The 20,182-nt window shown below is 69.8% G+C and carries 16 protein-coding genes; 8 read left to right on the top strand and 8 right to left on the bottom strand.

Translation table 11 applies throughout. The features are described 5' to 3' along the window. Nucleotides 1-31 precede the first annotated feature (31 nt). From U8D42_RS18180 to U8D42_RS18170, 3 genes are all read right to left on the bottom strand, one after another. Complete coding sequence (locus U8D42_RS18180; RefSeq protein WP_322858716.1) at nt 32-1,270, bottom strand: cytochrome P450; 1,239 nt, start codon at nt 1,268-1,270, stop codon at nt 32-34. Between the two features lie 158 nt (nt 1,271-1,428). Continuing rightward, nucleotides 1,429-2,619 carry an MFS transporter gene (locus U8D42_RS18175; RefSeq protein WP_431523788.1) on the bottom strand — a complete coding sequence of 397 codons (1,191 nt, stop codon included), beginning with the start codon at nt 2,617-2,619 and terminating at the stop codon, nt 1,429-1,431. Next, nucleotides 2,606-3,505 (bottom strand): NYN domain-containing protein, encoded by a 900-nt coding sequence (locus U8D42_RS18170; protein ID WP_085240586.1) that lies wholly within the window; start codon nt 3,503-3,505, stop codon nt 2,606-2,608. Before U8D42_RS18170 ends, U8D42_RS18175 begins: the two co-directional genes overlap by 14 nt. 110 nt (nt 3,506-3,615) lie before the next feature. On the opposite strand from U8D42_RS18170, the gene U8D42_RS18165 reads away from it, so the two are divergent. Further along, on the top strand, nt 3,616-4,488 hold the full coding sequence (locus tag U8D42_RS18165) for an alpha/beta fold hydrolase (RefSeq protein ID WP_322858717.1): 873 nt from the start codon (nt 3,616-3,618) through the stop codon (nt 4,486-4,488). Between the two features lie 59 nt (nt 4,489-4,547). Beyond that, a complete protein-coding gene (locus U8D42_RS18160; protein ID WP_322858718.1) occupies nt 4,548-5,918 on the top strand; it encodes a cytochrome P450 in 1,371 nt (456 codons plus the stop codon). Here the strand turns inward: U8D42_RS18160 and U8D42_RS18155 are convergent. Both U8D42_RS18155 and U8D42_RS18150 read right to left on the bottom strand, forming a co-directional pair. Further along, nucleotides 5,915-7,168, bottom strand: coding sequence for a cytochrome P450 (locus tag U8D42_RS18155; RefSeq protein ID WP_322858719.1), 1,254 nt, complete (start codon nt 7,166-7,168; stop codon nt 5,915-5,917). The two genes, U8D42_RS18160 and U8D42_RS18155, sit on opposite strands and share 4 nt — an antisense overlap. Before the next feature lie 146 nt (nt 7,169-7,314). Continuing rightward, nucleotides 7,315-9,558, bottom strand: coding sequence for an FUSC family protein (locus tag U8D42_RS18150; protein ID WP_322858720.1), 2,244 nt, complete (start codon nt 9,556-9,558; stop codon nt 7,315-7,317). A gap of 114 nt (nt 9,559-9,672) precedes the next feature. Here U8D42_RS18150 and galT point away from each other — a divergent pair, with 114 nt between their 5' ends. From galT to U8D42_RS18125, 5 genes are all read left to right on the top strand, one after another. Beyond that, entirely contained in the window at nt 9,673-10,752 is a 1,080-nt protein-coding gene (gene galT / locus U8D42_RS18145) for a galactose-1-phosphate uridylyltransferase (protein WP_431523787.1), read from the top strand. Continuing rightward, nucleotides 10,749-11,840, top strand: a complete 1,092-nt coding sequence (locus U8D42_RS18140) for a galactokinase (protein WP_322858721.1) — start codon at nt 10,749-10,751, stop codon at nt 11,838-11,840. The genes galT and U8D42_RS18140 overlap by 4 nt, the downstream gene beginning before the upstream one ends. Next, the gene (locus U8D42_RS18135; RefSeq protein ID WP_322858722.1) at nt 11,837-12,595 is read left to right on the top strand and encodes a Mut7-C RNAse domain-containing protein; all 759 of its coding nucleotides are present in this window, start codon (nt 11,837-11,839) and stop codon (nt 12,593-12,595) included. Before U8D42_RS18140 ends, U8D42_RS18135 begins: the two co-directional genes overlap by 4 nt. Before the next feature lie 68 nt (nt 12,596-12,663). Further along, nucleotides 12,664-13,029 (top strand): hypothetical protein, encoded by a 366-nt coding sequence (locus U8D42_RS18130; RefSeq protein WP_322858723.1) that lies wholly within the window; start codon nt 12,664-12,666, stop codon nt 13,027-13,029. After that, entirely contained in the window at nt 13,014-13,694 is a 681-nt protein-coding gene (locus U8D42_RS18125; protein ID WP_322858724.1) for a PAS and ANTAR domain-containing protein, read from the top strand. Before U8D42_RS18130 ends, U8D42_RS18125 begins: the two co-directional genes overlap by 16 nt. A 5-nt stretch (nt 13,695-13,699) precedes the next feature. On the opposite strand, the gene U8D42_RS18120 is transcribed toward U8D42_RS18125, so the two are convergent. Both U8D42_RS18120 and U8D42_RS18115 read right to left on the bottom strand, forming a co-directional pair. Continuing rightward, nucleotides 13,700-14,185 (bottom strand): hypothetical protein, encoded by a 486-nt coding sequence (locus U8D42_RS18120; protein ID WP_090420486.1) that lies wholly within the window; start codon nt 14,183-14,185, stop codon nt 13,700-13,702. Between the two features lie 66 nt (nt 14,186-14,251). Next, nucleotides 14,252-14,929 (bottom strand): LpqN/LpqT family lipoprotein, encoded by a 678-nt coding sequence (locus U8D42_RS18115; RefSeq protein ID WP_322858725.1) that lies wholly within the window; start codon nt 14,927-14,929, stop codon nt 14,252-14,254. Nucleotides 14,930-15,118: 189 nt separating this feature from the next. On the opposite strand from U8D42_RS18115, the gene U8D42_RS18110 reads away from it, so the two are divergent. After that, nucleotides 15,119-17,749, top strand: coding sequence for a GH92 family glycosyl hydrolase (locus U8D42_RS18110; protein WP_322858726.1), 2,631 nt, complete (start codon nt 15,119-15,121; stop codon nt 17,747-17,749). Between the two features lie 14 nt (nt 17,750-17,763). Here U8D42_RS18110 and U8D42_RS18105 read toward each other — a convergent pair whose 3' ends face one another. Next, entirely contained in the window at nt 17,764-20,142 is a 2,379-nt protein-coding gene (locus U8D42_RS18105; protein ID WP_322858727.1) for a lysylphosphatidylglycerol synthase transmembrane domain-containing protein, read from the bottom strand. Nucleotides 20,143-20,182: the final 40 nt, after the last annotated feature.

Genomic DNA, 20,182 nt, shown 5'->3' with positions numbered 1-20,182 from the left:
CACACCGGGCGCGCCGACCGCCACCAGCCGGTTACCGGTCGAACTCGATGGGCAGGCTCTTCGGGCCGCTCAGGCTCACCATCGGTTTCCACGGAACCGGCCCGGCGGTGCGCGGGTTGAGCAGGCGGGCGGCGATGACGTTCAGGGCCTCGGCGATCTCGCGCCGGGCCAGGTTGGCCCCCAGGCAGTAGTGCACACCGCCGCCGAAGGTCAAGATGGGCGGCGCCCCCGCACGCGTGATGTCGACCCGGTCCGGGTCCTCGTAGACGGCCGGGTCGCGGTTGGCCGCGGCGGTGTTCACCAGCACCATCGTGCCGGCGGGAAATAGGTAGCCGTCCAGCTCGGCGTCCTCGGCCACTAGCCGAAGGGTCCCGCACGCGATCGGCGAGTGGCGCATGGTCTCCTCGACGGCGCGCATCGCCAGTTCGGGCTGGGCCTGGAGCAGGCCCCACTGCTCGGGGTGCTCGCAGAGGACGTGCACCGACGCGGCCACCTGGTTCCGCGTGGTGTCCGTCCCCGCCAGGAGCAGGCCGCCCGCGAGCATCCGCAACTCGGCGCTGTTGAGGCGGTCGCCCGGGAAAGTCGGGTCCTCGGCGCGAATCAGGTCGGAGAGCAGGTCGTCGGTGAGGCTGTGCCGCCGCCGGGCGACCATCTCATCGACGTAGTCGTCGAGCTGCCCCCAGGCCCGCATGACGACGGGCTCGACCTCCCGGAGGTCCACATTGAAGCTGAACGCCTTGAAGACGTCGTCGGCCCACAACGAGAACTGTTGCCAATCCTCGCGTGGTGCGCCGAGCAACGCGCAGATGATCGGGACCGGGTAAGGGCGGGCGAGGTCGGTGACGACGTCACAGCGGCCCGCGTCGATGACGCCATCAATCAGCTCGTTCATCACCGCGGCCATGGTGTCGTGCAGCCGCAGCGTCGCGCGGGGCGTGAACGCCTTGGCGGTCAGGCTGCGCAGCCGGTGGTGTGCGTCGCCTTCCAGGCACAACAGGCTGTTGACCACCTTGTCCCACAGCGGACCCGACGTGACGCCCTGGACGAGCAGGTTGATGCCGGGCGGGATCTGGAAGCGCGGATCGCGCAGCACGGCGCGGACGAGGTGGTAGGAGAGGACTTCGGGTCCGTGCGGCCCGAGGGCGACGGGCGCGCGTCGTTGCGCCTCCTGGAGCCGGGGGTAGACCTCGGCCGGGGCTTCCTCGGGGCCGTACGCCAGCGCCGGCAGATCGGCATCGAAAATGCTTGTGGGAGCGGTACCGACGGTCATGACGGTCTCCTCGAGGTTGCCCGAACCGGCGCGGGACAACTTTCACACAATGTATGGCCGGGCCGGGGAGCTGTCAACGACGTTGCTGGGCGGCCGCGGCCATTCCCGGGGACAACGCCATACAGAAGGGAACCGATGTGTGGCCACGCCGGCGGCGGCTACCCGAGCCGGCGGCGGACCAGCCGGCCGCCGACCAGCACGACCGCGAACACGCCACCGGTGATTCCCGAAATGAGCAGTGGCAGTTGGCCGTTCGGACCCCACAGCAGGCCCGCCCACAAGCCCGCCACCAGGACGCCCAGCCCGATGGCGCCCTGGAACACGCCCTGCGCGCTGGCCTGATGCGGCTGATCGACCAGGCCCGAGATCCAGGCCTTCCCGACGCCGTCGGTGCACCCGGTGAACAATCCGTAGGCGCCGATCAGCAGCCAGGCCGTCACGATGTCGGTGGTCAGCCCCAGCCCGATGTAGCCCACCGCGAAGAAGGTCAGGCCCAGGCCGAACAACGCCGGCCTGCCGATGCGGTCGGCCAGCGATCCGGCCGGGTAGCTGGCCAGGGCATAGACCGCGTTGTATCCGATGTATGCGAGGATCACCTCCACCACCGAGAAGCCGATCTCGTTGAGCCGCAACAGCAACAGGGCATCGGGGAAATTCACCACACTGAAGACCACGAGCAGCGCGGTCACCCGCCAGTACGGTCGCGGCAGCGAGCGCACACCGGCCCACATGGACGGCCGCTGCGCTCGCGGCGCGCCGCGGCCCCGCTCGCGCACCAGGCAGACGAGCGCCACGCTGAGCACCGCGGGCACGATGGCGACATACAGCAGCGGCGCGATGCGGTGGTCCAGCAGCTCGTAGCCCACCAACCCGAGCAGCGGACCGGCGACGGCACCGAGGGTGTCCATCGCGCGGTGGAAGCCGAAAACCCGGCCGCGCAGCGCGTCGTCCACGTCGTCGACCAGCAGCGCATCGCGTGGTGCGCCGCGCACGCCCTTGCCCAGCCGATCGACGACGCGACCCGCCAGCACACCCGGCCACGCCGAGGCCACCGCGATGATCACCTTCCCGAGCGCCGCCATGCCGTACCCGGCGGCGATCAACGGGCGTCGCGCAAACCGATCGCTGAGCGGGCCCGAGGCGAGTTTGGTCACCGACGCCGCACCCTCGGCCACACCCTCGACGGCTCCCACCACCGACGGCGGAGCTCCCAGCACCGCCGTCAGGTAGATCGGCAACAGCGGATACAACAGCTCGCTGGCGGCGTCCTGCAAGAACGACACCGCGGAGAGCACCCGAACGTTGCGGGTGAGCCAGTGGGGCCCCGAGAGGATTTCACGCTGGCGCACGAAGCCGGACCATACGCGTCGTCGACGTCTCGTCCAACTCCACCACGTCGGAGCGCGAACGCAGGAAGTCGCTGAATGACCGGAAGCCCAAAGACCTTTCGCTGAACGACGGATCCATCCGCTTCATCTGTGCCTTCACCGCGGAGTTGTGCAGCCAGTCGGCGTCGTCCTTGTCCAGGCCGATCTGCAGCGCGCGCGTCAGCAGCGCCGTGGCGCCGGCCTGTGGATCGGGTGGTTCCGGTTCCCCGGACTGAGCCTCCTTGGCGCGGCCGGCCCGGCGCTTGGGTGACTTCGCCCCGGCAGCGGCGTCGTCGGCCGCGGGCTCCGGTTCGAGCGCCGGCACCCCGGGCAGCGAGTCGTAGATGACGAACTCGTCGCAGGCCGCGGCCAGCGCCCGGCTCGACGCGCCGGCCACCCCGATGCCCACCACGTACCGGCCCAGCCGCTTGCAGCGCTGGGCCAGCGGGATGTAGTCGGAGTCGCCGGCCACGATCACCACATGGGTGAGGTCGGGCAGCCGGAACATGTCTTCGACCGCGTCGACGGCCAGCCGGATATCGGCGCCGTTCTTGCCGTAGGCCGCGGCGGGAAACAGTTGCACCAGGTCGACCGCGCGGGCCACCAGCTGCCCCCGGTATCCGGCGTTGATGTCCGCCGACCAGTCCGCATAGGCGCGGGTGAGCACCAGGGTCCCGAACGACGACGCGAAGTCGAGGATCGCCCCGACGTCGACGGTGGCGCGGTCCAGCCGCTCGGCATACTGCTCGAGACCCTTGGCCTTGTCCCGCTGGAACGAGCTGCGGCCATGGACCTGGTCGTATCGCGAGATCACGATGTTGTCGAAGTCGAGGTAGACGGCCACGCGGGCCGCGACCGGTTCTGTCATGGACTAGATCATCGCTGAGGTGTCCGGCACTGTGGGGGCCGGAAGCGTTTTCCGTCACGATTTGCCCCGTGCGGGTCCCTAAACAGCGCCAGAGCGGGTACACCGGGGCCATGAGTGAGTTGAAGTTCCTCGAGCTGCACGGCGATCGGGTCGCCTACCGCGACGAGGGTGACGGTGAGGTGCTCCTGCTCATCCACGGCATGGCGGGCAGTTCGGAGACGTGGCGATCGGTGATACCGCCGCTCTCGAAGAAATTCCGGGTCATCGCCCCGGACCTGCTGGGCCACGGCGAATCGGCGAAACCCCGCACGGACTATTCGCTGGGCGCGTTCGCGGTGTGGCTGCGCGACCTGCTCGACGAACTCGGCGTCAGCCAGGCCACCCTGGTCGGTCAATCGCTCGGCGGCGGGGTCGCGATGCAGTTCGTCTACCAGCACCCCGACTACGCCAAGCGGCTGATCCTGATCAGCAGCGGCGGCCTGGGCCCCGACGTCGGCTGGGTGCTGCGGCTGCTGTCGGCGCCCGGGGCCGAGCTGGTGCTGCCGATCATCGCGCCGAAGCCCGTGCTGTCCGTCGGCAACCGGCTCCGGTCCTGGTTGCGCAGCGCCGGCATCCAGTCGCCGCGCGGCGCCGAGATCTGGAGCGCCTACTCCTCGCTGTCGGATGGCGAGACGCGCCAGTCGTTTCTCCGGACGCTGCGCTCGGTGGTCGACTACCGCGGGCAGGCGGTCAGCGCGCTCAGCAGGCTGCGGCTGCGGGAGGACCTCCCCGTCATGGCCATCTGGGGGGAGCGCGACGGCATCATTCCCGTCGATCACGCATACGCCGCCCACGAGGCCCGTACCGACGCCCGGCTGGAAATCCTGCCCGACGTCGGCCACTTCGCACAGGTCGAGGCGCCCAACCAGGTGGTGGAGCTGATCGAGGACTTCATCGCGAGCGGCGACCGTCACGAAACGGGGAGCGCGCAGGCGCGTCTGTGACCTGAGGCGCCGAAAATCGGCTTCGCCGCACCGCGGCCGCCGGTCGTAAAATTGCGGCAATGCCCAAGACCGCGGGTGTGGTGCTTCCGCCGGGGCCACGGCTGCCCCGCGCGGTACAGGCCGCCTTGATGCTGCACCGTGGGTCGCATTTCGTCGACGCCTGCCGGCGCCGCTACGGGAACGTGTTCACGCTGCGCATCGCGGGCATGGGCACGCTGGTGTATCTGGCCGACCCGGCCGACATCAAGACGGTGTTCGCCGGCGACCCCCACGTCTTCCACGCCGGCGAAGCGAACTCGATCCTGAGCGGGCTGCTCGGCGACACCTCTCTTCTGGTGATCGATGAAGACGTCCATCGAGACCGCCGCCGGCTGATGCTGCCGCCGTTCCATCGCGACGCCGTCGCACGCCAAGCCGGGGTGATGGCCGAGATCGCGGCGGCGAACATCGCGGGGTGGCCGGTGGGCAGGAGCTTCGCCGCCGCGCCCAAGATGTCGGAGATCACGCTCGAGGTGATCCTGCGGACGGTCATCGGCGCCACCGACCCGGCCCGGCTCGCGGCACTGCGGGCGATCATGCCGCGGCTGCTCAGCGTGGGTCCGTGGGCGACGCTGGCGCTGGCGAAGCCGGAACTGCAGCGCCACCTCCCCTGGCGTGGGCTGCGCCGGCGCATGGCCGAGGCCGACCGCCTGCTCTACGCGGAGATCGCTGAGCGCCGCATTGACCCGGACCTGGCCGCTCGCACCGACGTGCTGGCCATGCTCGTCCGCGCCGACGACGGCGGGCGCACGATGTCCGACCACGAGCTGCGGGATCAGCTGATGACGCTGCTGGTGGCCGGGCACGACACCACCGCGAACGGGTTGTCCTGGGCGCTCGAGCGGTTGACCCGTCACCCGGCCGTGTTGGCCAAGGCGGTGACCGCCGCCGAGGCCAGCGCCGCGGGTGATCCGGCCGGCGACGAGTATCTCGACGCGCTGGTGAAGGAGACCCTGCGGATTCGTCCGGTGGTCTTCGACGTGGGGCGGGTGCTCACCCAACCGGCCGACGTGGCCGGGTACCGGCTGCCGGCCGGGGTGATGGTGGCGCCCGGAATCGGCTTGGTGCACACCAGTGCCTCCCTGTACCCGGATCCCCACCGTTTCGATCCGGACCGGATGCTGGGCGCCACGCTGAGCCCCACGACCTGGTTCCCGTTCGGGGGCGGCAACCGCCGCTGTCTGGGCGCCGGCTTCGCCCTGGTCGAGATGCGCGTGGTGTTGCGCGAGATCCTGCGCCGCGCCGAGCTGGACACCACCGCCGCAGCCGGCGAACGACAGCAGCTGAAGTTCGTTGTGCTGGTGCCGCATCGCGGCGCCCGCATTCGGCTGCGGGCGATCAGAGACGTTCCCGCGCCGGCGGCCGCGGACACCCGGGCGTCGGCCGGCTAGTGGGGAGCGGGCGTTCGCGCGCCCCGGTAATCGACCTGCCAGTGCTTGATGCCGTTGATGAACGACGACCGCAGCCGCTGCGGATCCGCCAGCGGAGTCAGGTCGGGCACGTGATCGGCGAGCGCGTTGAACATCAGGTCGATCGTCATGCGCGCCAGGTTCGCGCCGATGCAGTAGTGCGCCCCGGTCCCGCCGAAACCGACGTGCGGGTTCAGGCTGCGCAACACGTCGAAGGCATCCGGGTCGTCGAAGACCTCTTCGTCGAAGTTCGCCGAGCGGTAGAACAGCACCACGCGCTGCCCCTTGCCGATCCGGACCCCGCCGAGTTCGGTGTCCTCGCACGCGGTGCGCTGAAACGCCGTGATCGGTGTCGCCCAACGGATTATCTCGTCGGCCGCGGTCTTGGGGCGGTGCGCCTTGAACAACTCCCACTGCGCCGGGTGATCGGTGAAGGCCATCATTCCCTGCGTGATGGAGTTGCGGGTGGTCTCGTTTCCGGCGACGGCCAGCGTGACGACGAACATGCCGAACTCCGCCTCCGACAGGTGCTGGCCCTCGGCGTCGGCCCGGATCAGCGTGGTGACGATGTCGTCCCCGGGCTCGTCACGCTTGCGAGCCGCTAATTGCATTGCATACCACATCAATTCGCCCGCGGAGGTGAGCGCGTCGTTGCCGGCGAACTCCGGGTCGTCGCTGCCGATCATGTTGTTGGTCCAGTCGAACAGCTTGTCGTAGTCCTCCTGCGGAACTCCCAACAACCCCGAGATGGCCTGCAGCGGTAGCTCGCAGGCGACCTGGCGGACGAAGTCGCCGGAACCGGCCGCCGCGGCGTCGGTCACGATGCGCCGAGCCCGCTCGGCGAGTTCGGCGCGCAGCCGATCGACCGCGCGGGGTGTGAAGGCCCGTGAGACGATCTTGCGCAGCCGGCTGTGCTCGGGATCGTCCATCATGATCATCGACGCCCGGCCCGCCTCGATCTGACCGGCGGCCAGTTCTTCTTGGTAGCGCGGCACGATCGACTTGGCCGCCGAGGAGAAGACATCGCTGCGCAGCGAGACATCGCGGACGTCGCGGTGCTTGGTCACCACCCAGTAGCCGCCGTCGCCGAACCCACCCGCACCGGGCGCCTGCTCGTTCCACCAGATCGGTTCCGTGGCGCGCAGTTCGGCGAACTCCTGCACCGGCAGCCGGTGGGCGTAGATGTCGGGGTCGGTGAAATCAAAGCCCGGCGGGAGGTTCGGAGTGGCCATCGGAGTTCTCCTGCAGACGTGCCCATCGGGATCGGTAGCAAAGCCCGCGCGCCCTACTGCCAGCACCCTAAAGCCGGGCCTCGAAGAAAAGAAGCCTCCGTGAGAATCACCGGATGGCGACGGCCCGCTCCTCCGACCGGGCCCCGCTATTTCCCCGCGTGCCTGCCCGGCCTCTGAAATCCGTCAGTGTGGAATTCGGCGCCGGCGGTTTCGCGGCCGCCGAGGTTGGTGGCCGCGGTGACCACCGCCCGCTCGATCTGGCGCAGCGCATGCACCGCGGTGAGGAGTCGCCGGGTGTCCGGCGGCGGCTGATGCGCCGATCCGTCGCGCTGGCGCGCCAGGGTTTCGGCGGTATCGAGGTCGTCGGCCGCCGAGATCACGGTCGGCCCGCGGCCGGTGCCGATGGCGGCGGACAGCGCGTCGATGTTGCGCCGTGTCTGCGCGGCGGCCGCGGAAATGGCCTGAGCCAGTTCCACGGGTTGCGAGCCCTCCCGGTCCTGGTATTGCTCGCTGCTGCGCGCCAGGCTGCGGCCGTACCGGTCGCACGCGGCGAAGATCCGCAGCGCACGGCGAATGCTGCGCCGCCCGGCCAGGCCGGCCACGCCCGCCAGCAGCGGCTTGGCGGTGACCCGGAACTGCTGCAGGTCCCGGTCCACCTGGCGCGCCTGCTCGGACGGGCTCACGCTCTCGCCTTCGCCGAACATGGCCGCGGTGGACACGTCGATCAGCACCGACAGGCCGGCCAGAAAGGTGCGGGTGTCGTCGCGGATCGCGGCTCTGGTGTGCGTCGGCAGCACCACGATGGCCACGGTGGCCCCGATGACCGCGCCGATCGCCGTCTCCTCGATCCGCAACATCAGTACGCCGAAAGAGAATTGGCCAAGCAGGCCATACAACAACGCCAGCATCGTGGTGATCCAGAACGTCATCAGGCTGTAGGTGACCGTCATGAAATAGAAGGCGCAGAACAGGCACACGAAGATCCCGGCGAGCGCGGCGGTCTTGTCGCCGGCCAGCAGCGTGGCCACCAGCACGCCGCACGGCACGCCGAGCAGGGTGCCGAGCAGGCGCTGCCAGCCCTTGGTCAAGGTCTCGCCCCACGAGTTCGTGCCGGCGAAGATGACGAACGCGGCGATCACCGCCCAATACCAGCGGGCCGGTGACACCAGCTCGCCGGCGACGATGGCCAGCGACGCGGCGACGCTGACCTGGACGGCCTGCCGGGTGGTCGGTCGCAGGCCCGCCGGCTGCGCTTCTTCGGTCGGCTCGTCGGCGGGCGCGCCGCCGGACGCGGGCGGCCGCTCGCTGTCCGCGCTCCCCAGGGGGCCATGGGTGGCGGCCCGGTCGACGATGGCCCGCACGTCCGACGTCGCCGTGGCGGCGTTGACTATCGCCAGGGCGAGGCGGCGCACGGCGGCCTCACCGGGGTCGTCGTCCGCGGAGACCGCCGGGCGGCACTGCTCGTCCAGCAGCCGCTGCGCTTGGTCGGCGGCCCGCCGCAGGCCGTCGGGCTCGGGGAGGCGGATGGCCCGCCCCAACGTGGAGAGCGCGTCGACGAGCGCGGCCCGCGTGCGGGCGGGTATGGCGCCCGGGTTCTCCGACGCCAGCGCGGCGGCCCGCCGGCCGGCCGTGGCCACCCACTCGATGGCCAGCTCGGCGTCCAGCAGCCACGGGGCCAGCTGTTCGGCGGTGACGCCCGGCCACAGCGTGGCGGGGTCGGCCTTGTCCTCGATCTGGCTCTGCACCATCAGGGCGGTCTCGTTGAGCCGCAAGGTGCGCGCCCGCATCCGACGCCGGCGTCGTTCGTCGAGCCGGCCGGTATGCACCGCTTCGGCCGTCGTGTCGACGACGATCGCCATCCTCGCCCGCAACGCCCGGACGGTCGCGCGCAGCACCCGCTCCGGCCGATCGGGCATGACATAGGTGGTCATCACGAACGTGCACACCGTGCCCACCGCGACCGCTCCGATCATCCACGGCAGCTCCGAGATCCGCGCCCGCAGATACAACGTGAAGAAGTAGGACATGAAGGCGACCATGCCCAGCGCCCGGCCGCGGGCCCCGAAGCGGCGGACGTAGGCCGCGGCGAACACCACCACCACGAACACCGCGTCGCTGACCACCCGATGGGACGCGAGCACCGCGGCCGCGGTGATGGCCACGGCGGCGGGCACCGGCAGCAGCGCCATCGTGATCCGCTGCTGGCGCGGGTCCGGCTCGTTGACGGAGCGCGACGCGACCATCGTGATGACGACGCCCAGCAGGGCGACGGTCAGGGGTTGCCCCGTCGCCCGGGTCAGGACATAAAGGGCCAGCAGCGAACAGCCGAGCGCGGCCGTCGTCCGCGTCGCCATCCGCAGCCGAAGCAGACCGGGATCGGAGCCGATCACCCAGTTGCTGGCTCGTTCGTAGAGAACGGTTATCGCCGTGCCCCCCTTCTCGCCCGCCGGACCCATCATGGTTACCCGAACGGCGCCGCGGCGGCCAAGCTAGTCTTCGAGATCGTGACAGCGCCGACGCGGGCGAAGCTGGCTGACGGCCGTGACCTGCTGTTCTTCGCGCTGCCCGGCCACCGCCCGGCGCCGGTCGAAGATCGCCGGCCGCTGCCGGCGCGCGCCGGGCAGCACACCGAGCTGCGGTTCGACCAGACAACGGGGCAGTGGGTGATCGTCGCCGCCCTGCGCCAAGATCGCACCTACAAGCCGCCGGCCGGCCAGTGCCCGCTGTGCCCGGGCCCGACCGGGCTGACCAGCGAGGTGCCCGCCCCCGACTACGACGTCGTCGTGTTCGAGAACCGGTTCCCCAGCCTGTCGGGCACCGGGCCGGCGCTCGCCGCCCCCGGCGACGGGTTCGTGTCCGCCCCGGGACAGGGCCGCTGCGAGGTCATCTGCTTTTCCAGCGACCACACCGGCTCCTTCGCGGGACTGGAGCCCGCCCACGCCCGGCTGGTCATCGAGGCGTGGCGGCACCGCACCGCCGAGCTCATGGCCACACCGGGCATCGAGCAGGTGTTCTGTTTCGAGAACCGCGGCGAAGAGATCGGGGTGACGCTGACCCACCCGCACGGTCAGATCTACGGCTATCCCTACCTGACGCCGCGGACCGCCGTGATGCTGGACCGGGCCCGCCGGCACCGAAAACGCCACGGCACCAACCTCTTCGGCGACCTCCTGGCCGCCGAACTCGCCGACGGCGGCCGAATCCTGGTGCGCGACGACCTGTTCACCGCCTTCGTACCGTTCGCCGCGCGCTGGCCGGTCGAGGTGCACATCTACCCGAACAGGTCCGTGCGCAACATCACCGAACTCGACGGGGAAGAACTGGACGCGTTCGCACGCGTCTACCTCGACGTGCTGGGGCGGTTCGACCGGATGTATTCCGCACCGCTGCCCTATATTTCGGCGTTGCACCAGTACACCGACACCGACTCCCAGGCCGACGGCTACTTCCACGTCGAGTTGATGTCGATCCGGCGCAGCGCCACCAAGCTGAAGTACCTGGCGGGGTCCGAATCCGGGATGGACGCGTTCATCAGCGATGTGACGCCCGAAAGCGTCGCCGAGCGACTGCGCCAGCTCGGATGACGGTCCGCTATGGCGCGCCCGGCCGGATCAACCTGATCGGCGAGCATACCGACTACAACCTGGGTTTCGCGCTGCCCATCGCGCTGCCGCAGCGCACGGTGGTGGCGTTCACGCCCGACCGCGGCGACGCGATCACCGTGGCCAGCGACCGCGCGGACGGGACGGTGCGCATTCCGCTGGACACCGCTCCCGGCGGGGTGGCCGGCTGGGCCGCCTACGTGGCCGGGGTGATCTGGGCGCTGCGGCAGGCCGGGCACCCGGTGCCCGGCGGCGCGATGCGGATCACCAGCGAGGTGCCGATCGGGTCGGGCCTGTCGTCGTCGGCGGCGCTGGAGTGCGCGGCACTGGGCGCGATCGCGACGGCCGCCGGCGCGCGCATCGACGCCAAAGAGCAGGCGCGCCTGGCTCAGCGCGCCGAGAACGACTACGTCGGTGCCCCGACGGGTCTGCTCGACCAGCTGGCCGCGCTGTTCGGCCGTCCGGCGACGGCGCTGCTGATCGACTTTCGCGATCTCACGGTCGCGCCGGTGGCCTTCGACCCCGACGCCGCCGGGGTGGCGCTGCTGCTGATCGACTCCCGCGCCCGCCACAGTCACCTCGGCGGCGACTACGCCGCGCGCCGCGCGTCATGCGAGCGGGCGGCCGCGGACCTCGGGGCGTCGTCGCTGCGCGAACTGCAGGACCGCGGGCCCGCCGTGCTGGCCGAGGTGCGCGACCCGGTCGACGGCCGCCGTGCCCGGCATGTGCTCACCGAAAATCAGAGGGTCATCGATTGTGTTGGGGCCCTAAGTGTTTCGGACTTCGCCGAAGCGGGGCGGATCTTCACCGCCTCGCATGCGTCCATGCGCGACGATTTCGAGATCACCACCGACCACATCGATCTGATCGCCGACACCGCGGTGCGCGCGGGCGCCCTGGGCGCGCGGATGACGGGGGGTGGATTCGGGGGCTGCGTGATCGCGCTGGTGCCGGAGGACCGCACCGCCGCGGTGGACGAGGCGGTGCGACGCGCGGTGGGCGCCGCCGGCTTCGGCCAACCGCTCATCACCCGGACCCGCGCCGCCGCCGGCGCGGGACCGGGCGCGTGAACGAGCCGACCGGCTACGTCGAAGTTCGGGTGTACGCCGAACTCAACGACTTTTTGGCGGCCGAGTCGCGAGGGATGACGGTGCGCCGCACGTTCCGGCCACACCAGACCGTCAAAGACGTCCTGGAGGCGATGGGCATACCGCACACCGAGGTCGACCTCATCCTCGTCAACGGATCCCCGAGGGACTTCGCGTACCGCCCGAGTGTCGGCGACCGCATCGCCGCCTACCCGACTTTCGAGTCGCTCGACGTGGGGGAGACCGCCCGGCTGCGCCCGGTTCCGTTGCGCGATCCGCGGTTCGTCGTCGACGTCAACCTCGGCCGGCTGGCGTGGCTGCTGCGCCTGCTCGGGTTGGACGTGTGGTGGTCGAATGACGCCGCCGACGAGACGCTGGCCGACGTCAGCGCCGCACAGCACCGAATCCTGCTGACCCGCGATCGCGGCCTGCTGAAGCGCCGCGCCATCACGCATGCCCTGTTCATCCGCTCCGACGATCCCGAGGAGCAGGCACTCGATGTGCTGCGCCGGCTGGACCTGGGACAGCGGCTCGCGCCGCTCACCCGCTGCGTGCGCTGCAACGGCACGCTGGCCCCGGTGCGCAAGGACGAGGTGATCGACCAGTTGGAGCCGCTGACGCGGGAGCATTACGACGAGTTCGCCCGGTGCGCGGATTGCGGGCGGATTTACTGGCCCGGGTCGCATTACACGAAATTGATCCGGCTCGTACAAACGCTGCGCGACCGGCTCGGGTGACCGCCCGGCGCCCCGCGATTCCCCGCGGACTAGCCGTGACCACCGGCGATAGCTGTAACGTAACGGATATGCGGCGGATGACCTGTGCGGTGTGCGGGTCGGGGTTCTCGGGCCGGTCCGACGCCGTCTACTGCTCGTCGGCCTGTCGGCAGAGGGCTCATCGCGCCCGGTCGGCGCGCCGCACGGCCGCGTTGCGGGACTCCCTACGGCGCAGCGCCGGGACGGCCCGGGACACGCCCTCCGACGTCGCCCGGTCGCTGCAGCGTTCGGTGGCCGACGCCGTGCAACGCGCGCGACGGCAGGTCGACCGATCGCGCGAACTGTGCCGCGCGTCGGAGCTGCGGCTGCGGGAAAGCGACGCCATCCGGCGGGCGTCGCTCGAGAGCGGGTCGTCGAGGTCCTATCCGGAGCGTGCGTCGTGGCCTGGGATCTAGACGGCCAGACGGCGGCGGTCGAGCGGGCCCTCGCGGGAGGTATTCCGCAGCGGGCGGGTTGGTTCCGCTTCTACTTCGAGGACCAGCGGTGGGAATGGTCCGACCAGGTGCATCGCATGCACGGCTACGAGCCGGGAACGGTGACGCCGACGACCGAGCTGGTGCTGTCCCACAAGCACCCCGGCGATCGGGACCGGGTGGCCCAGGGCATCGACGACATGATCACGCGTCGCCGCGCGTTCAGCACCAGGCACCGCATCGTCGACACCCGCGGCAACACCCATGACGTCGTCGTGGTGGGCGATCAATTCTGCGACGACAACGGCGAGGTCATCGGCACCCACGGTTTCTACGTCGACGTCACGTCGACGTCGAGCCGTAAGCGGGAGGAGTCCATCAGTGCGCAGGTGGCCGAGATCGCCGAACGTCGGGGCGCCATCGAGCGCACCAAAGGGATGCTGATGCTGGTCTACGGCGTGGACGAGACGGCTGCGTTCGACCTGCTCAAGTCGTTGTCCCAGGTGCGCAACATGAAGTTGGGCGTGCTCGCCGAGCAGATCGCGAACGACTTCCCGAAGGTGGGCCAGGAGGCCATCGCCTCGCGCTCACGATTCGACCAGAGCCTGCTCGCCGCCCACCTGCGCGCGGGCGACCCCACCGGGTAGCGCCGCTAGCCGGCCGGCGCCAGGCGCACCGCGCCCAAGTGCATCCGGTCGACCGCCTCGGCGAACTCCTCGCGCGTCGGTATGCGTCGGTCGCGGAACTTCAGTCCGATCATCCGTTGGGCACGCTGGACGCCGTAGGACTCGGCGCAGCGCAGGAAGAGATCGGACACGGCGGCGCGGTCACGGATCAGCTCGCCGCGCATCGCGATGGTCTTGCCGTCGTAGACGACCTCAACGGGCGCGCCGCCGCGGAAGTTCTGCTTCCAGGGAGCGCCCGTCAGCGCGTACAGCTGACCGTCAATCACGTGGGCGCTGACCGGAAGTGAGAACGGCCGGCCCGTCTTGCGCCCGGTGAAGCTCAGCACCATCAGTTGCTTGCGGGCGGGGCCGGCGAGCGGGCTGCGCAGCAAGAACCCCATCATCGGGTTGATCAAGCGCAGCAGCACCGACGGCGGGTGCCCGGCGTCTATCGCATACGGCTGCTCTGCCATGCGCTTACCGTAAAGCCATTCGGCACCACCGCGCAGCGATCCGCGCGGCGGCGTCGCGCTCCTCGCTCAGGGGGTGATGGTGGTCTGGTGGTCGATGATCTTCGTGACGTCCATCAACGGTCCCCGGTCGGCCTCCGGTCCGTCGGCGTTGAGCTGAAGCACATACACCGCGCCCTGGCTGGGGATCACCACCGTCTTCTGCGCGATCATCCGAGTCTTGCCGTCCCGCTGGTAGGTGCCGCCGATCTGCCACGCCTGGAAGCCGCCGAGCGTCGACGCTCTGCCGTCACCGTTGCCGTCGTATCCGGGCAGGTTCTGCACCTCGCCCGGGGCGTACTGGATGATCTTGGCCGGGTCCACGTCACCGCTGAGCCTGGAGAACAGCGCCGAGACGGTGGGCGGGTCGGCCGGGTCGCTGGGCTGGGTCGAAACGATGCCGCCATACGACGTGCCGGCCTTCTGGTCGAGCCGCCAGCCCGGCGGCACCGGCAGGTCGACGCTCGGCCCGGGATCACCGTGATGGATCGGCGTCTCGGTGATGTGGTTGTCCTTGACGTAGTCGGCGATCGTGTATTTGGCCTTCGCGGCCGGTGCCGCGCCGGTGCCCGACGACGTCGTCGCGGACGTCGAGGCGGGGGTGGTCGTCGAGGCCGACGTCTGATTGCCGGATTTCTGGTCGTGGCCGCACCCGACGAGCGCCAAACTGAGCGACACGGAAATGGTTGCTAGCGTCAAATGTTTCATAATCCAATCTCCCGAAAATTGGGGCTGTTACCAGCGTCGGCCACGCCGAAATGACAGTAACCGAAATGGCGCGCAGCTTTGCCGGTATCTTTTGACTTTCCAGCCCGGCCGCGGTGGGGCCGCAAATCGTTATCCGATTCGTTCGAAAAAACAGCCATCCAATACACCCTCGTCCAGTAAGAGACAGGTATGCGGTCACGCAGGGCCCTCGTCGCGATCCTGGCGGCGTCGGTCATTTTCATGGCGTTCGTCGCCGCGGCGCCGCCCATCGCCTACGACGGCGACCCCGGATTCGTGACCGACCCGGTCGACCACGTCGCCACGCTGATCGGCACCGGAACCGGTGGCCAGACCGTGGGGGAGATCAACAACTTCCCCGGCGCCACCGTGCCGTTCGGCATGGTGCAGTACTCGCCGGACACCGTCGGCAATTACGCGGGCTACAACTACGGGAATTCCCGCTCCACCGGCTTCAGCATGACCCACGCCTCCGTCGGCTGCGCCGCGTTCGGTGACATCTCAATGCTGCCGACCACCAACGCAATTGGCTCACAGCCTTGGCAAGCCTGGGAACGGATCGCCCACGACGACACCGAGCGGGGCGTGCCCGGCTACTACACGGTGCGATTCCCGGGGACGCGGGTGAAGGCCGAACTGACCGCCACCACGCGCACGGGCGTCGGCCGGTTCAGCTACCCGCGCAACGGCCGGCCCGCGCTGTTGCACGTGCGCTCCGGGGCGTCGCTGGCGGGCAACTCTCGCGCGAGCATCCAGATCGGCGAGGACGGCACCACGATCACCGGCTGGGCCACCAGCGGCGGGTTCTGCGGCAAGAACAACACCTACACCGTCTATTTCGCGATGAAGTTCAGCCAGCCGTTCACCTCCTACGGGACATGGGACGGCACCGCGGTGTATCCCGGTGCCCGCGGCGCGAATTCGCCATTCAGCGGCGGATACGTCGAGTTCCCGGCCGGAGCCGTGCTCGAGGTGCGGACCGCGATCTCCTATGTCGGTATCGAGGGGGCGCGGGCGAACCTGGCGGCCGAGGGCGCGGCGAGCTTCAACGACGTGCGCGACGCCGCCTCGAAGTCGTGGAACGCCACGCTGTCGCGCATCTCGGTCGCCGGCCGCAACGCCCACGACCTGGAAACCTTCTACACCGCCCTGTATCGGTCGTTGTTGCACCCCAACACCTTCAACGACGCGGACGGGCGCTACATCGGGTTCGACGGCGCCGTGCACACCGTGGCCGCGGGGCACACCCAGTACGCCAACTTCTCCGACTGGGACACCTACCGATGTCTGGCGCCTTTGCAGGCGCTCCTTTTTCCCGACCGGGCGAGCGATATGGCCCAGTCGCTGGTGAACGACGCCGAGCAGAGCGGAGCGCTGCCGCGTTGGGCGCTGGCCAACGCCGCGACCGCGGAGATGAGCGGCGACAACGTGGTACCGCTCATCGTGAACCTCCATGCCTTCGGCGCCGAGGATTTCGACACCCGGACGGCCCTGCGCTACATGGTGAACGCGGCGACGAAAGGCGGTGTCGGACTGGGCGGTTACGTCGAACGGCCGGGGATCGAGACGTACCTGGAATTCGGCTACGCGCCGTTCTCCTTCGAGTTCCGCACCGACGGGTGGATCGCCGCCGCGTCGATCACGCTCGAATGGTCGGTCGACGACTTCGCCATCTCCCGGTTCGCCGATTCGCTCGGCGACACCGCGACCGCCGCCGAATTCCAGGGCCGGTCGCAGTACTGGCAGAACCTGTTCAACCCGAGCACCGGGTACATCTCGCCCCGCAACTGGACCAGCTTTTTCCGCGCCGGCCCCGCATTCGTGGTCTCGCCCTCGGATTTCGGCCAGGTCGGGTTCGACGAGGGCAATGCCGCGCAGTACGTCTGGTGGGTGCCGCACAACGTGGCCGGCCTGGTGACCGCGCTGGGCGGGCGCGATGCGGTCGCCGGACGGCTCGACGGCTTCACCCGGAAGCTCAACGTGGGTCCCAACGAGCCCTACCTGTGGGCCGGTAACGAACCCGGTTTCGGGGTGCCATGGCTGTACAACTACATCGGTCAACCGTGGAAGACGCAGCGCACGGTCGATCGGGTGCGCGGGCTGTTCGGCCCGACGGCCGACGGGGAACCGGGCAACGACGATCTGGGCGCGATGGCCAGCTGGTACGTCTGGGCGGCCCTGGGACTGTATCCGAGTACTCCCGGAACGCCGATCCTCACCGTGGCCGCACCGCTGTTCGACCGGATCGTGATCGCGCTTCCCGGCGGCAAGACGATCCGGATCTCGGCGCCCGGCGCGTCCGGGCCGCGTCACCTCAACTACGTCAGCGGGCTGCGCGTCGACGGGCAGCCCACCGATCACACGTGGCTGCCGGAGTCGTTCGTCCGCACCGGCGGGGAACTGAGCTTCACGCTCGCCGCCTATCCGGACCGGAGTTGGGGCACAAGCGAATCCTCCGCCCCGCCCTCGTTCGGCGCCGGTAGTTCGGCGGTGACGGTCAACGTCCCCAGCCCCATCGTCACCATCGCCCCGGGCAGCACGGGCACGGTTAGGCTCGACGCTCAGCGGATGATCGGTGATGCCGGCGATTACACGGTCACCGGCACCGCCTCGGACGGCGGTATCACCGTGACGCCCTCGACCGGCCAGTTCTCCCCCGACGGATCGGCGAGCATTGACGTCCCCATCACGGTGGCGCGATCGGTGTCCGACGAGTACTACCTGGCGTTCTTGACCTCTACCGTCGGCCAAAGCGCCCGCACGTCAACCGTTCTCGTGGTGGTGCAATCCCCGTCCGAGTGATCCCGTGGCGGACCTCAGATCATCTCGTTCCTGGTCAGCCACCGCATCACCGGCCAGCCGGCGAACACGGGCAGCCAGCAGGTGAGCACCCGGTACAACAGCACCGACGGCAGGCCGGTCGCCGGCGGCACGCCGAAGGCGGCGAGCCCACCGATCAACGCCGCTTCGACGGCGCCGACGCCCCCGGGGGTCGGCGCGGCGGAGGCCAGCGTCCCGCCGACCATGGTGACCACGGTGACGGTGACGAACGAAGCGCCGCCACCGAACGCCTCGACGCTGGTCCACAGCGCCAGGGCGGCACCCAGAGTCGTTCCGGCGCAACCGAGTATGATCAGCCCCAGTCGCTGGGGCTCTCGGGCCACCTCGACGAGGTCGGTTGCCACCTCCTTGAGTTTGGGGCGCACGTCCGTCGCCAGCCAGCGGCGCAGCTTGGGCACGAATAAGAAGGTGCCGACAATCCCGAGGGCCACACCCGCGATCAGGTACAGGACCGTGGCGGTGGGGACGAAGTGCGAGAGGTTCATCGACGCGCCCGCAACCGTGCTGAACAGGATCAGCAACACCAGGTGCATGATCACTTGCACCGATTGCTGCAGGGCCACCGCCGTGGTGGCCCGCATGGCGGACAGCCCGCCGCCCTTTTGCAGGTACCTCGTGCTGAGCGCCAACCCGCCGACCCCGGCAGGCGTCGTCGTGGCGGCGAAGGTGTTGGCCACCTGCGCGACCGACAGCTTCCAGAAGCTCACCGTCTCGTCCGCGGACGCCCACAGCGCGGCGGCCGCCCCGACGTAGGTCAGCGCCGACACCGCCAGGCCCAGCAGTGCCCACCACCAGTTTGCGCTCCGCAGCTGGGACACGAACGTGGGCGCGGTGCTGATGAAGGGATACGCGACGTAGACGAGCGCCCCGAACAGCACCAGCTGAATGAGCTGGCTGCGGGTGAACCGGGTGATGGTCTCGGGTTTGATCTGGTCGGCGCCGGTCTGACGCTTCACCTCCGCGCGGGCGGCGGAGATGACCGTGCCCGCATCCGGTACCGACTTCCGAATGGCCCGGGGCACGGCCACTTTCGTCAGGCGGCGCGACGCGGTCAGGATGGTGTCCCGGTCGAACGCGTCGATCGCGGCGGCCACCGCCGATTTCGGGTCGTACAGGGCGGCGGTGGTCACCAGCAGCTGGGCGATATCTGATTGCAGCTGGGCTTCGGTGGCGCCGTATTCGGCGCTGTGGAAGCCGCCGAAGAGCACGGCGTCGTCGTCGACGGTGATCTCGTTGCCGCGCAGGTCCCCGTGCGCGATCTGCTGGTCGTTGAGGGTCCGCAGCGCCTGCCACACTCGGTCAACCGGCGTGGACTGCGCGCACCGGGCCAGGGGCACGCCGTGAGGTGGCTGGTGCGAATAGAGAATCCAGCCCCGGTCGAGGGTGGCGACGGCGATCGTCGAGGTGTTGGCCAGATGCACCTCCCCGATGGCGATCGTCATCAGCGCGCGGTGCTCGACGGCGCGGCGCATGGAGGTCACCAGGGGCGCGGTCTCGGCATCGCGCAGCCGCAGCTTGATCCACAGCTGGCGCAGCGTGCCACCGCTGCGTTGGTGCGGCCCGTACAACTCGACGAACGCCGAGCGCTCGGGCCGCCCGCAGGCCGCCGAAAGGACCAGCGGGCCCCGCCCGGCCGGCCGCACCACGGTGAGCCGCGAGACGACGAACCCACGCCTGGCCATCGCGCGCACGGCGGACTCCAGGGGCACCTCCAGCGCCGGGGTGCCGACCACGAGCACCACCAGCGAGCCGACCAGCCAGCCGACCGCCAGCCCCAGCAGCGCGCGGGCGGGCACGATCGCACTGACCACGAGGTGGATCGGCACGAAGGCCAGCAGCAGCGCCCACCACCAATGCCGCCAGCGCGCGGGCAGCCACGGACCGGAGACGGTCAGCACCGCCGCCAGCATGCCGATCCAGCGCGGATCGTCGAGGAACTGGCCCAACACGGTCTGCAGGCGTTCGGAGAGGTCGAAGTGCCAGCGGGGAGCCGAAAACCCGTTGCCGCCCACCGAGAGCGGCAGCGCCGCCAGCAGTGCGGCGGCCGCGTAGGCCCCGAGCAGTTTCCATTGCCGGCCGACGATCAGGCCGATCAGGATCATGAACGGCAGGGCCAGGATCGCCACCCCGTACGCGAGGTACACCAGATCGGACTGGCGGGGGGAGAGCACCCCGACGATCTGCGAGATCGACTTCTCCAGCGCCTCCCACTGCGGCCGGGTGATCAGCGAACTCGTGATCACCACCGCGAGGAAGGTCACGCTCGCCGCCAGCCGCAGGATGTCGTTGGTGCGCCGGGTCAGCGGCTGCAGCAAGCTGCCGGAAACGCTCACCTCGCGCCCGTCGACTCGCATGTGGTAATGATCCTTCGGATCCGTTCGGCGCCGCTGCTCG

The organism is Mycobacterium europaeum, from assembly GCF_034555895.2.
Lineage (GTDB): Bacteria > Actinomycetota > Actinomycetes > Mycobacteriales > Mycobacteriaceae > Mycobacterium > Mycobacterium europaeum.
This window is presented reverse-complemented; position numbering and strand designations above follow the sequence as displayed.